At 60.8% G+C, this 13,125-nt stretch carries 10 protein-coding genes; 7 read left to right on the plus strand and 3 right to left on the minus strand.

What is annotated here, in order from left to right; translation table 11 throughout:
- Nucleotides 1-27: 27 nt before the first annotated feature.
- The 3 genes from HY17_RS04395 to HY17_RS04405 form a co-directional block, all read right to left on the minus strand.
- Nucleotides 28-342, minus strand: coding sequence for a hypothetical protein (locus tag HY17_RS04395; RefSeq protein ID WP_034763218.1), 315 nt, complete (start codon nt 340-342; stop codon nt 28-30).
- Nucleotides 343-373: 31 nt separating this feature from the next.
- Complete coding sequence (locus tag HY17_RS04400) at nt 374-1,636, minus strand: FAD-dependent oxidoreductase (RefSeq protein WP_034763221.1); 1,263 nt, start codon at nt 1,634-1,636, stop codon at nt 374-376.
- Between the two features lie 116 nt (nt 1,637-1,752).
- On the minus strand, nt 1,753-3,480 hold the full coding sequence (locus HY17_RS04405) for a sensor histidine kinase KdpD (protein WP_034763223.1): 1,728 nt from the start codon (nt 3,478-3,480) through the stop codon (nt 1,753-1,755).
- A 443-nt stretch (nt 3,481-3,923) separates the two neighbouring features.
- On the opposite strand from HY17_RS04405, the gene HY17_RS19200 reads away from it, so the two are divergent.
- The 7 genes from HY17_RS19200 (at nt 3,924) to rodA (ending at nt 13,047) form a co-directional block, all read left to right on the plus strand.
- Nucleotides 3,924-5,558, plus strand: a complete 1,635-nt coding sequence (locus HY17_RS19200) for a hypothetical protein (protein WP_139068978.1) — start codon at nt 3,924-3,926, stop codon at nt 5,556-5,558.
- Nucleotides 5,559-5,644: 86 nt separating this feature from the next.
- Nucleotides 5,645-7,126, plus strand: coding sequence for an NAD(P)/FAD-dependent oxidoreductase (locus HY17_RS04415; protein WP_034763225.1), 1,482 nt, complete (start codon nt 5,645-5,647; stop codon nt 7,124-7,126).
- A gap of 267 nt (nt 7,127-7,393) precedes the next feature.
- On the plus strand, nt 7,394-8,434 hold the full coding sequence (locus HY17_RS04420; protein WP_034763228.1) for a rod shape-determining protein: 1,041 nt from the start codon (nt 7,394-7,396) through the stop codon (nt 8,432-8,434).
- 38 nt (nt 8,435-8,472) lie between these two features.
- On the plus strand, nt 8,473-9,345 hold the full coding sequence (mreC, locus tag HY17_RS04425; RefSeq protein ID WP_051599695.1) for a rod shape-determining protein MreC: 873 nt from the start codon (nt 8,473-8,475) through the stop codon (nt 9,343-9,345).
- Entirely contained in the window at nt 9,345-9,896 is a 552-nt protein-coding gene (locus tag HY17_RS04430) for a hypothetical protein (RefSeq protein ID WP_034763237.1), read from the plus strand. Before mreC ends, HY17_RS04430 begins: the two co-directional genes overlap by 1 nt.
- Entirely contained in the window at nt 9,893-11,827 is a 1,935-nt protein-coding gene (mrdA, locus tag HY17_RS04435) for a penicillin-binding protein 2 (RefSeq protein WP_034763240.1), read from the plus strand. The genes HY17_RS04430 and mrdA overlap by 4 nt, the downstream gene beginning before the upstream one ends.
- Nucleotides 11,824-13,047 (plus strand): rod shape-determining protein RodA, encoded by a 1,224-nt coding sequence (rodA, locus tag HY17_RS04440; RefSeq protein WP_175354511.1) that lies wholly within the window; start codon nt 11,824-11,826, stop codon nt 13,045-13,047. Before mrdA ends, rodA begins: the two co-directional genes overlap by 4 nt.
- Nucleotides 13,048-13,125: the final 78 nt, after the last annotated feature.

Raw genomic sequence — 13,125 nt, forward strand, 5'->3', positions numbered from 1 at the left:
CTCCTTAAGCAATTTTCCCGATCTGTCTCATGGTCGCTGACGGGGGACACTATCGGATTCCGTCTTGAACGCGACTCCCTCGGACAGCAGCCGGTTGCGGATGTCCTTGTATCCGTAGAACTCGCCATTCACGACAATGTGGACATTGCCGTCTGCGTTGCTAATCGGCTGTGCGCCATTGTCGAGGCCGATGATCGACAGGCGCGTATGCCCCAGGAACATGGACTGGTTGTCCGACACCCAGGTTGCTGAGGACTCCGGCCCCCGGTGGGTGAGTGTGGTGACTGCTTTGTCCAGCGTCGCAAGCGACACTTTCCCGATTCCTGCGATCAGGCCGCACATGGCGTTTTCTCCGTTTTATTCTGGAAATTGGTCACCCAAGTGCCTTCAGCATCTGCGGTACGAGAGCTTCATTGTGGATGCAGATATTGGCGACAGATTCATGGGAGAAGGTAGAGCCTGTGTACCAGGTCTTCCGTTCGCCCTGCATCTGGCGCATCCGGGCGATCAGGCCCTTCTTGATCGCGTCGGGATCGTATTCGGCGAAATACTCCCAGATTTCCTGCTGGATGACGGCATTGATACTGCCGCCGCGCTTAGTGACTTCCTCGCGCAGGATCTCGATCAGTTCCGGCCCTGTATAGTCACCGGGCAGCTGGTTGGCGATGTAGAGGTGGCCGCCCAGGCCAGCATCATAGCCTTCGCGCCGGGCGGACATCAGCAAGCCGGGCTCCACGCCCGGCAGGCAGGTCTCGCTGTAATATTCGATCTGTTCCTCAAACCAGTCTTCGGATGAAATCAGCGTGGTCGCGTAGCCGCCCCAATGAATGGCGTCGCCGACCACGCGCTCCGATTCGGTCGGCTCCAGCAGGGCAGAGAACCGGTCGACCGGCATGGCGCAGATCAGGGCGTCAAATTTCTCTTCCGTTCCATCATCCAGAACGACGAGGTGCTGGTCGCCTGATCGGTCGATATGCCGGACATGGCTTTCCAGACGAATATCCATGGGCTTGGCCAGGCGTTCCCAGAATTCGCTCCAGCCTTCCACGGGCATGTAGATCTTGTTCAGCGTGCCGGAGAGGATCAGGTCCATGTCCACCCAGCGCATGGCGTGGATGATCGGCACGGTCTTCAGGTCGCCGTATCCCATGCCGGTGACCGTGCGCATCATCATCTTCTCGATCTTGCCCAGATTACGCGCACGCAGCCAGTCGACGGTGGGGGTCGCAGCTTCCTCGAGCGCGCGCTGTGGTGGCGAATCGGATTGCAATGCTTTCAGGAGTTTCCGGCGGGCCATGACATAGGTGATGCCCTGCACGGCGAGCGGAGCGCCGGGGCCGGAATTGAAGAAATCCCGCGCCGGTATGCCATCGATCTTGTGTGGGACGATCTGTTGGATGGTGATGTCCTGTTCGCGCATCCAGTCCATCACGCGGCGGTGAGACATGATGGTGTAACACGTGCCGAACTCGATCAGATCCTCACCCTGGCGCACGCTCAGGGACTTGCCGCCCACCCGGTGGGTTTTCTCGAACAGGGTGACGGAATGGTCGCTCTGCTCCATCAGGAGTCGAGCGATCGTCAGGCCAGCTGGACCTGCGCCGAGAATGGCGATCCGCTTTCCGCCCGGCTTCATCTGAACTACTCACAACAGCATTGGCAGACAGGACTAGCCCATTGCGCCGCTGATGCAAGGCGAATGCTGCCGCTTAGGCGGACTGTGTAGGAAAACTGCTGCGCGTCGCGCAGAAATCAGCCATTCACCGTCCGGCGAGGAGGCGCTGATTCGGCCTTGAGCGATGTTGCAGCGCGCCGGCCGGAAGTGTTTCCGACGATGGCCGAAGTCGGCAGCGTGATCGTGATGGCATTACCGATCTTGTTCAGCGGCCGCACGGTGATTTCGGCGCCCTGGCTGTTCAGGTATTTCTTGATCAGCGCCAGCTCGAGGCCGCGCGTCACGTACTGGTCTGCACCGGGGCGGGTTTCGTCGCCATAAGGCTCGAAGAAGTCGGCGACTTCAGCCGGGCTCAGCGGGCGGCCGCGGTCGACGATGGTCACATGAATGCGGCCTTCCTCGTCTGGTGTGCAGGTCAGCACGATCGGGTCGATCGAAACCATGGAGGCGCGCTTCAGCAGTTTCACCACAGTCGAAGTAAAGCGCGGTCCATCGATCATGACGACGTCGAGATCTTGCGGGATCGACACCTTGATCCGGTCGAAGGTTGACTTCTCCCAGGTTGCGGCAGACCAGAGCTGTTCCGGCGAAAGAAGTTCACGCAGGTCTTCCGGTGCTTCGTTCGAGAACGTACCACCGACTTCGCCTTCGGCATATTCCTCGATGTCGCGCACGAGATCGAGCAGGTCGCGGGCGACCTTGTCGATGCTGTCGCAGTGGCCGCGGATTTCTTCGCGGGAAAACTCGATCTTCGACCCAGACGACATCGCAGAGGCCAGCGTCATGATGTATTTCAGCGGGCCGGCAAGGTCGGTTGACGCACGCGAGATGAAGCGCGACCGGGCGGCCAGGGCGTCATTGATCGTTTCCTGCGCAGCCAGCAGGGACCGCTGGGTTTCTTTCTGCAGGTTGATGTTGGTGTGCGTTACAATGAAGTTGCGGTTCGCGGACTGGGTGACGGACCGGATGAACCAGTCGCTACCCTTCACCGAAATTTCCTTTGTGCCAAGATCAGTCGCCGTCGGAACAAAATCAGGGAAATAGTTCTGGTGATAGGTGTTCGCCACCAGGCGCTCGCCCGCTTCGGTGAAAATTGCAAATCCGTGCCGCGACGTTTCAAGCGACTGTTTCAGAAGGTCGTGCGCGCGCTCCGTTTCCGTGCGGGACTCGACCAGTTCCAGGGTGGACTGGAAGAAGTTCCGAGAACTGACGAGCAGGGCAATCGACAGGGCAAGGCCGAACAGCGTTGCCGTCATGGCGGTCGCGGTGTGATGCTGTAGCAGGGCCAGGAGCTGAACCACGGTCGCAGCCGTCATGTAGCGGGCGGCCACGCCAACCATTGGGGCGGTGAAACCAACCACGCCGCAGCACATGCCCATGGCCACGCCGATCATGGTCAGCTGCTGGGCTTCAGTCTCAGCGACCGGCGTCAGCATCAGGCCTGTCCACCAGAGACCAAGAATGAATGATCCGATCTCAGCACGCTTGACGAAGCGGCCGGACGGCACCCGTCCTGTGCTGAGGTCGAGCGGGCGCAAGCCACTCCAGAACATGAACCCGGAATAGAGGGCGACGGGCACCCACCACGCAAAGGCTATCGGACAGAAGCCGGACTCGGAGTCTGCCGAGAACATGGCGAGCAGGATCGTCGCATTGATCAGCGTCACGACACTGATCGGGATCTTGTATTTCTGGAACCGGCTCAGCATGTGCAGGTTCATTGGCCCGCGCACGCTCTCATCGATCTTCGGTGAGCCGAAGAGGATCAGGTCAAGGAACGTGAAACGGGTCGCCGCACTGGTCATGCGGCCACATAATCACAAGTCAGATAAGTTATAGTTCACGCCGAAACGCGATTTACAGGTGCCGGTTAACCATCTGTTTATCCGCAGATCTGTTGTACCCACGCCTGATCTCGGACGTCGACGGGTTCTGGGGCGTTAAGGATCGAGGGGTTTTCGCGCCGTCGTATTCTTAACCGGGGCGCCCGGTATTCCACAGGACAATGCCCGGAAATGTCTGAACCTGCCGCCCGATCGTGGGCTTTAGGCATTCCTATACCTGCCCGGCATATGGTTACCGCTCCAATTCCAGGCGGGTCAGGGCGGGTATGGCATTTTCGGGCTCCAAATTCAGCACAGCGCAGCTGTGGGCAGGCTTCCTGGCTGGGATGATTTTCCTGAGCGTCGTTGTGGTGAGTCTGTTGCGGGGCCGCTTTGGGCAACCCGGGCCGGACGGGGACGATGTCATGCGGTTGGTTCAGGTGCGTGACCTGCTCGCAGGGCAGGGCTGGTTCGATCTGCATCAGTACCGCCTAGGTCCGGACGGCGGAACACTGATGCACTGGTCGCGTATACCGGACATTCCGATCATTCTGCTGACAGGCCTGTTTGACTTGTTCCTGCCACAGGATATGGCGCTGGCCTGGGCTATCTCGGTCTGGCCTCCGATCAGTATGCTGATCTTGCTGGGTGGCTTGCTGCTGGCTGTCCGGAACATCGGTGACGGAAAGCTGCTGGTTTTCACCTTCATCGTCGGCCTGTTCATCCTGTTGGGGCATTTCCGCTTCCTGGCGGGATCGATCGACCATCATAATCTGCAGCTCGGTTTTCTCGCTGTCGCCGTCGGCGCTGCGCTGGACCGTCAGGCAGGTTCGCGAAACATGGTGCTCAGCGCCATCATGCTGGCGCTTTCTGTGGCCGTGGGGATCGAGCTCTATCCTTTCGTTGCCGTGCTCTGCGCCTTCCATGCGGTCGATTGGGCCTGGCGAGGCGCGGAGATCCGCAATGGTACAGTGGCGTTCGGGAGTGCGCTCGCAGGGGCGATTGCCATCTGTTTCTTCGCAACCGTACCACAAGCGGCCTGGGGCACAGTCTATTGCGATGCCTTGTCGATCATTTCCTTTCTCAGCCTGGCCATCGGCGGGGGTGGCCTCGCCCTTTGTGCTGCCTTCTTGTCGGGGCGGGGAAGGGTGGTCCGTTTTGCAGGCCTTGTGGCGGTCGGCGCAGCGTGCGGCGTGCTGTTCATGTTCCAGGGGCCGCAATGTCTGGGCAACCCGCTCGACGTTCTGACCCCGGACATGCGCGAGATATGGTTCGACAGCATTATCGAAGCCCGGCCCATGTTCGATCAGCCAGGCGGTCGCCGGCCCTTTGTCGCTTACGCGATGGGGCCGAGCCTCGTCGCACTCGGGGTATCGATCTATGGATTGGTGCGTCGGCGCGATGTCCGCACGGATCTGATGTTTGCCCTTCTGCAGGCACTCGCTCTGGTCCTGATGATGTACCAGACACGGTTCTACGTCTTTGGCAGCCTCCTTGCGATTATTCCCTGTGCTGCCTGGGCGAGAGACGCCTTCGATGCCGGCCGCAGGGAAGGCGGCCAGCGCGCCGGCTACCTTCTGCCACTCGTCCTCTCGAATCCGACGCTCTGGGCCTTGCCGGTGATGCTGGTCCTGCCGTCGCCTGCGCCGGCGATTGGAGAGGAGCGATCCTGCCTGTCCGATGAAACGCGTGCGGCTTTGGAATCCGTGCCGCCCGGCATGATCCTGTCGGATGCGAACATCGGTGCCATCCTGCTGGAGGAGACTCCGCATTCGGTGATGTATGCGAACTATCATCGTGACATCGCCGGCATATCTGCCAGCCTCGAGGCTTTCAGCCTGCCGCCGGATCAGGTGCCAGCGCTGCTGGAAAAGAACCAGATCGATTACATTCTGTTCTGTCCGAATGCGGGAGAGAATACGACCTTCCAGCAGATTCAGCCCGATGGGTTCCTGGCGCGTCTGACCGCCGGGGAGGTTCCCACATGGCTGAAGCCCGTTCGGCCCGGTCCCGAGAACAATTCGTCCGGCCGGCTCTATCGTGTCATCCCCCAGAACTGATGGCCTCTTCCCCTTGCGAGACGTGTTGACGGTCAAACGCCGCATGCCACTATCGATCAAAAGTCGACCAAGTGGAGGAAAAGGGAATGCAATCAGGAAAGGACGGTAAGTCTCTGAGTATCGCGGTCCTCGGCGCCGGCATGAGCGGGCTGGCTGCGGTGGCGAAACTGAAAGAGGCCGGATACTCCAACATCGACCTTTTCGAGAAGTCTGATGGCGTCGGCGGTACCTGGCGCGACAATACCTATCCGGGCTGTGGGTGCGATGTTCCGAGCCATCTCTATTCCTATTCCTTCGATCTCAATCCTGACTGGGATTACAAATGGTCGCTGCAACCGCAGATCCTCCAGTACTTCGAGGACTTTGCAGACAAATTCGGCGTGCGCCCTCACTGCCACTTCAATTCAGAGATCACCGACTGCAGCTATGATGAGGCGAGCCGTACCTGGACGCTGACAAAGTCGGATGGAGCGACCCACACGGCCGATGTGCTCATCTCGGGGCTTGGCCAGCTCAACATTCCCTCTATTCCCGATTTCAAAGGCAAGGACAGTTTCAAAGGCCCGTCCTTCCATTCAGCCCGCTGGGACCATTCGGTTGATCTGACAGGCAAGACGGTCTGCGTCATCGGCAACGGACCGAGCGCGGTCCAGTTCGTGCCGGAAATCCAGAAGCAGGTTGGCAAGTTGATCAACTTCCAGCGCTCACCAGCCTGGTGCCGTCCGCGCGGCCAGCGTAAATATACAGAGGCTGACAAGCGTGCCTTCGACCGGCAGCGCTGGCGGATCAACTGGTATCGCTGGCGCATCCGCGCGTTTGCAGACTTCGGCTTCACCGCCTTTCACCAGGGCGAGAACGGCATGGCGAAGTCGATGAAGAAGATGTGCCTGAAGCATCTCGAAGACCAGGTGAAGGATCCGACGATGCGGGCGTTGCTGACGCCGGACTTTGAACCGGGCTGCAAACGCATCCTGATTTCCGACGACTACTATCCCGCGCTGATCCAGCCCAATGTCGAAGTGATCCGGCAGGGGGTGAAGGAAATCACACCCACGGGGGTCATCGGTGATGATGGCGTGGAACACACTTGTGATGTCATCATCTACGCAACGGGGTTCCAGTCGACCGAATTCCTGAACCCAATGCAGGTGCATGGCAGGGCAGGGGAATCCCTCAACGAGGTCTGGAAAGAAGGAGCGGAGGCTTACAAGGGCGTGGCCGTCCCCGGTTTTCCGAACTTTTTCCTGCTCTACGGGCCGAACACAAACCTCGGGCATAATTCCATCATCCTGATGGTGGAGCGCCAGCTGGAATATGTGCTTCAGGCCATTGGCCGGATCGCCGCTGAAAATGTGGCGGCGCTGGACGTAAAGCCGGAAGCCATGAAAGCCTATAATGAGAAGCTGCAGGCGGATCTCGGCAAGACGGTCTGGGCAGGCGATTGTGCCAGCTGGTACAAGACCGAAGGCGGGAAAGTGACCAATAACTGGGCCGGCAAGACGACCGAATATGCCGCGATCATGCGGGAATTCGACCCCGATAGCTGGCAGGTCATTCCGGCAGAATGAGTCGGAAGATTAAGGCTCGCTAACCTCTTGTTTACCATTGGTGTACGCACCGTTCGAATTTGTTCGGGCGTCATCTGTAGGGGCTTCGCGAATCTTCAATAAAAGCAATGGGAATCGCGTAGCAGAACGGAGCGTTCCGTTTATCTGCGCGCCGTCCCTTGCATTAAAGCCACGTTAACGGCAATGGGTTTATGGGGCTGTGTAGAGAATTACACACGCGCGCCGGGATTTGTCGCCTGGCCGCTCAGGAAAAGAGCGCGGTAAGACATGATTGGTAGCCTCCTCGGCATGCTGTCTACGGACATGGCCATCGACCTCGGCACGGCAAATACGCTGGTCTATGTGAAAGGTCAGGGGGTCAAGCTCGATGAGCCCTCCGTTGTGGCCTACATGACGCAAGGCGGCCGCAAGATCGTCTACGCGGTCGGCGAGCAAGCCAAGAACATGCTCGGCAAGACACCGGTGAACATGGAAGCCATCCGCCCGATGCGCGATGGCGTGATCGCCGACTTCGAAGTCGCCGAGGAAATGATCAAGCACTTCATCCGGAAGGTTCACAACCGCCGGGCGTTCGTGTCTCCGCTTATCATTATCTGCGTGCCCAGCTCCGCCACCAGCGTCGAGCGCCGCGCCATCCACCAGTCAGCCCTGGCCGCCGGAGCGCGCGAAGTGCACCTGATCGAAGAGCCGATGGCTGCCGCCATCGGTGCCGGCCTGCCGATCGATGATCCGGCTGGCTCCATGGTGGTCGATATCGGTGGCGGGACGTCCGAGGTGGCTGTGCTGTCGCTGGGCGGCATCGTCTATTCCCGCTCTGTCCGCGTCGGCGGCGACAAGATGGACCAGGCCATCGTCAATTACCTCCGCCGCGAGCAGAAGATCCTGATCGGCGAAATGTCTGCCGAACGGATCAAGAAGGAAATCGGTACGGCCCAGCCGCCGGAAAACGGCACAGGCATGTCGCTGACCGTACGTGGCCGCGGAACGCTGGACGGCGTGCCGAAGGAAACCGAGATCAATGAAGCGATGATCGCCGATGCGCTGTCCGAGCCGGTCAACGATATCATCGACGCCGTGAAGATCGCGCTGGAAGCCATGCCGCCGGAACTGGCCGCCGACATCGTCGATCGTGGTATCGTTCTGACGGGCGGCGGTGCGCTGCTCCGCAATCTCGATGCAGTCATCCGCGAACAGGCGCAATTGCCTGTGATGATTGCAGATGATCCGCTGCGCTGCGTGGTCAACGGTTGTGGTCATGTGCTGGAGAATTTCTCCAAGATGCGAAACGTCCTCTCTCCGGAGGTCTAGGGACGGTATAATCAAGGAAACACCAGAGGACCCGCCATATGGCACGTTCGGGCCGGTCAGCTCAGAAAGGCGTCCGGCGCTCTCCCAAGCGCCTCGTCCTTGGTGTGCTCATTTTTGGGTTCGCAGCGCTCATCATTGCGCAGTCGGCCCCGCAAATCAGCCAGTTTTTCAACCCAGTCCGCGCCTCGGTCGGTGACCGTCTGGGCGGCGGGGAACAGATCGGCCTCTGGGCTCGGCTGACAGGCCGCGCCGCTCAGGAACAGCGCATCCGCGAACTCGAAGCCGAAGTGCGGGACCTCTCCCGCTACAAGGCCGCCGCCATTTCCATGGCGGACAGGCTGGAAGCGTATGAGGAGATTCTCAATCTGATGGGTGAGCCGCCAGCGCGCGGCGTGACCGCCCGGGTCACCTCTGAAAGCGAAGGCCCGTTCGCGCAGACACTGCTCGCCAATGCGGGCCGGTCGCAAGGCGTGGAATCAGGGTCTGTCGCGATGAACGAAGGCGGCCTTGTCGGCCGTGTCATCCAGCTGGGGGAACGGTCCTCCCGTATCCTGCTGGTGACGGACTTCAACAGCCGGGTGCCCGTGATCGGCGAAGTGTCGGGCGTGCACGCGATCATGCAGGGCGGCTCCACAAGTTCCGGGACGCTGACCGACCTGCCCGAGCGGAGCGATTTCATCGAAGGCGAGCGCATCCTCACATCCTCGGAAGGTGGGGCTTATCCCCGCGGCCTGGTCGTCGGCGAAGTGAACAAATCCGGCAATGACTGGCGCGTGAAATACGCGATGAGCAAAGGCTCGTCCGGTTATGTCCAGCTTATTCCGCCGCCTACGGTGGAACGGCCCATCTCAGCGGGTGACTTGCCGGCGCCGGACGCTGTGGCCAGCCCAACACAGGGGGCGCGCCGCTGATGCCTGGCTCCTTCCTGACCCGGCGAAGGCAGAGCCTCTGGGCCAAATCCGGCCCCACCCCCCGGCTGATATTCGGATCCTTCCTGATCGCCACTGTCGGCCTGTTCGGCCTGACCCGGAACGACATCTTCGGATTGTCGTTTGCCTGGCCGCATGCCGCGCTGTGGGGCGCTGTCGGCTGGGGCCGCGTCGGGCTTTCAGTCCGCCCCATGATCATCCTCATAATCTTCGGCGGTATTCAGGACGTGATCTTTCACGCCCCCATGGGCAGTTTTGAGGTCGTCAACCTCATGACCTATGCGGCCAGCACGGCCATCTCGGCGCAGTTCGACATTACGAACGAGCCATTGATCGCAATCGTTGCGACCGTTCTCCTGTTCGCCGGAGCCTTCCTGCTGCTCTGGATCATGGCTTCGACGCTCGAAGACCATCCGGTGCGGATCCTGCCGCTGTTTGCTGCGATGCTGACGACCGGGCTGCTGTATGCGCTGATCCACAAAGTCTTCGACCTGGGCCGCAAGCCGGGAGAAGCTGCGGGGCAGGCGGCATGAGCAAGGGCTTCCATCCCGATCAGGAATTTTCCCGCCGCATGCTCATGGCAGGCGTTGGCGGCGGTGTTGTCTGGGCGGGCCTCGTGGCGCGCCTTTTCCAGCTGCAGATCCTGGAGGGCAAGAAGTACGACGAACTGGCCAACGAGAACCACATCAAGCTGGAACTCGCGCCACCACAGCGCGGGCGGATTCTCGACCGCTTCGGTAAGCCCCTCGCTTCGCACCGGCGGGCCGGCCGCGTCACTGTCATTCCGGAGCAGTTGAAAGACCCGGCTGCAACGATTGCCAGTATTCGCCAGCTGATCGAACTGTCGGACGGGCAGGTCGAGCGCGTCATGGAAGACATCCGCCGCGCACGCCTCCGCCGGGCAGCGTTCCTGCCGGTCATTGTCGCAAACGAACTGTCCTATGAAGACTTCGCCCGGATGAATGTGCATGCGGTAGAGCTGCCGGGCGTGCAGGTCGAGATGGCACTCACGCGGTCCTATCCGCGCGGACGGGATTTCGCACACGTGCTGGGTTATGTGGCCCGGGCCAGCCAGGACGACCTGGAACGGCTGACCGAAGGCAAGACATCCGACGAAGCCACGACCATCGAACGGATGTTCCGTCATCCGGACATGCGGACGGGCCGGCAAGGCATGGAGCGGTTCGCCGAGGAGTGGCTGCGCGGCAAGCCGGGCTTCAAGAAACTGGTCACCAATGCCGCAGGCCGTGTCATCGATCAGATCCCGGATGAACGTCTTGCACCGGAAGCGGGCAAGGACCTGTTCATCACGATCGACATGGACCTGCAGCGTGTCGCGATTGAACGTTTCGAGGGCGAAAGCGGTGCAGCTGTCGTGGTCGATATCGAGAGCGGCGATATTCTCTCCATGGTCTCGACGCCGGCCTTCGATCCCAATGATTTCGTGAACGGCATCTCGGGCACGGACTACGCTGCCCTGCGGGAAGATTCCCGGGCGCCGCTTTATCCGCGAGCCCATGGCGGTGTGTATCCGCCTGGCTCAACGTTCAAGATGGTCGTGGCGACAGCGGCCCTTGAGACCGGCGCGATCAAGCCGACCGACAAGGTGCACTGCAACGGCTACTACCATTTTGGGAACCGGACCTGGCACTGCTGGAAAAAAGGCGGTCACGGGACGGTCGACCTGCATGGCGGCATCAAGGGGTCCTGCGACGTCTACTTCTATGAAGTCGCCCGCCGGGCCGGCGCGCAGGCGATTGCAGATACCGCCCGCAAGTTTGGTTTCGGGGAAGCCTGGTCGCTCGGCATGACCGGTGCCCGCAGCGGACTGGTTCCGGATCCGGAGTGGAAAATGCGCGCCCGGAAGGAGCCCTGGTACGAAGGCGAGACACTGAACTTCGGGATCGGTCAGGGGCAGCTAGGTGTGACGCCATTGCAGCTCGCCCTGATGACCGCGCGTATCGCAACAGAAGGACATTCCCTCAAGCCCAAGCTCATCGGTCTTGGTCCGAAAGATCCCGACGAGCATGTCCTAGATGCGCATCTCGATGCCGAGATCATGAAGCTGATGAAGTCAGGCATGTATGGCGTGACGTCCGAATGGGGCGGCACCGCGCGCAGCTCTGGTGATCTGGGGCTGGGCGGCCCGCGCCTCGCTGGCAAGACGGGGACAGCGCAGGTTCGCCGCATCACGGCCGCTGAGCGCGCCACCGGTGTCCGCAAAGGCGAAGACATTGAACGTGAGCTGCGCGACCACGCCCTGTTCGTCGCCTACGCCCCGGCGGAAAATCCCAAATATGCGATCTCCGTGGTCGTGGAGCACGGGGAAGGCGGGTCGCGAACTGCAGCGCCGGTGGCCCGCGATATTCTGGCCCACGCCATCCGCACCAATAGCGGCCGTAAACCGGCATGGACGAAGAGCGCCTCCATCAAGCCATCCGCTGATGAGGGCACGCCGACATGAGCCGTGATGGTAGCTTCAGCGGTTACAGCCGGGGGGAGGCGCGCACGCGCACCGCCCGTTCGCTCAATTTTGACGGCACGTCTTCCGGCTTGCTTGGCAAGATGGCGCGGTTGCCGTGGGGAGTCATCCTGCTGATCGTCGCCATGGCGCTCATCGGCATCGCGATGCTTTACTCTTCGACCTATACCAATCCGGCGGAGCAACATCTCTGGAAGCTCCAGCTGATCAGGTTCGTCATCTGCTTCGGCATCATGATCGCACTGGCGATGTTGCCGCTATCCTGGTGGATGAACCTGTCCTGGCTGGCCTATGCGGGCACGATCCTTCTCTTGCTGGCAGTGGAGTTCTTCGGCGTGACCGGGGGCGGGGCGCAACGCTGGCTGAGGATCGGCCCGGTGGCTGTCCAGCCGTCGGAGTTTGCCAAGCTTGCGGTGATACTTGCGCTGGCCCGTTACTATCACGCCATGCTGGGCGCCAATGGCTCCCGTTTCCTCATTCACATCGGCGCAGCGGTCATCATCCTTATTCCAGCCGCGCTTGTCTTCCTGCAGCCTGACCTCGGAACCGCGCTGGCGATTGTCGCATCGGGCGGTGTGGTTGTGTTTCTGGCGGGCCTGTCCGGGCGGATTATACTGGCCGGGGCCGCCGCAGCAGCGGCGGCTGTCTGGCCGGTCTACCAGTTTGTTCTGGAGCCCTATCAGCGCGGACGGGTCGATACGTTCCTGGCGCAGCTTTTCGGGTCCAGCGGCGCATCGACATCGCTTGGCGAGAGTTACCAGATCGAGCAGGCGAAGATCGCCATCGGCGCAGGCGGGCTGAACGGCAAGGGCTGGCTGCAGGGAATTCAGTCCCAGCAGGATTATGTGCCCGAGCAGCACACCGACTTCATTCTCACCGTGATCGCCGAGGAATTCGGGTTTCTGGGCGCAACCGCCATCCTGATCGGCTTTGCGATCCTGCTCGGCTGGTCGCTCTATATCGCGTTCCAGTCTGCCAGCAATTTTGGCCGCTTCGCAGTGGCGGGGGCGACGGCGACGGTTGCCTTCTACGTTGTCTTCAACGTCGCCATGGTGCTTGGCCTGTTGCCTGTCGTGGGTATGCCGTTGCCTCTGATCTCATACGGTGGCACAGCCATGCTGACCGCGATGTCGTGTTTCGGCCTGATCCTTTCGGCCTATCTGCATCGCGACGATAAACTCAATACAACGGGGTTATTCTGACCCTGACGCAGCATATGGCGTTGATTTTTGTTTCTCCGCCTATAGTTTCGCGCGAAACTTTTTACCCTGGGGAGAGGG

This window comes from Hyphomonas sp. CY54-11-8 (assembly GCF_000682735.1).
Taxonomy (GTDB): domain Bacteria; phylum Pseudomonadota; class Alphaproteobacteria; order Caulobacterales; family Hyphomonadaceae; genus Hyphomonas.